This is a genomic window from Sulfitobacter sp. HI0129, assembly GCF_001635395.1.
GTDB lineage: Bacteria > Pseudomonadota > Alphaproteobacteria > Rhodobacterales > Rhodobacteraceae > Sulfitobacter.
Window position 1 is genome coordinate 1 of record NZ_LWGH01000109.1, and the last position, 269, is coordinate 269.

1 protein-coding gene is annotated in these 269 nt (G+C 62.1%); it reads right to left on the reverse strand.

Annotated elements, in window-relative coordinates; genetic code table 11:
• Window positions 1-39 precede the first annotated feature (39 nt).
• Window positions 40-269: ABC transporter ATP-binding protein (locus A3764_RS01020; RefSeq protein ID WP_443069360.1), on the reverse strand; the 230-nt coding region annotated here is incomplete at its 5' end.

Sequence of the window (269 nt, forward strand, 5' to 3'; positions counted from 1 at the left end):
ATCAGCTCAAGGGGGGTAAGGCGCTCGCTCATGGGGTCCTCAATAGCCGCTGTCGGTCTTGAGCACGAAATGGCCCGGCTCGACCTCGGTGTAGACGGAAGGTTCGGGTTCGTAGTCGACGGGGTGGATGGGCGACGGGATGGGTTTGAAGTTCAGGTCCTTTTCCGCCTTGCGCTGGCGCGGATCGGCGATGGGAACGGCTTTCATCAGCGCCTGTGTATAGGGGTGCTGCGGGTTTTCGAACACCCGCTGGCGCGACCCGAGTTCGA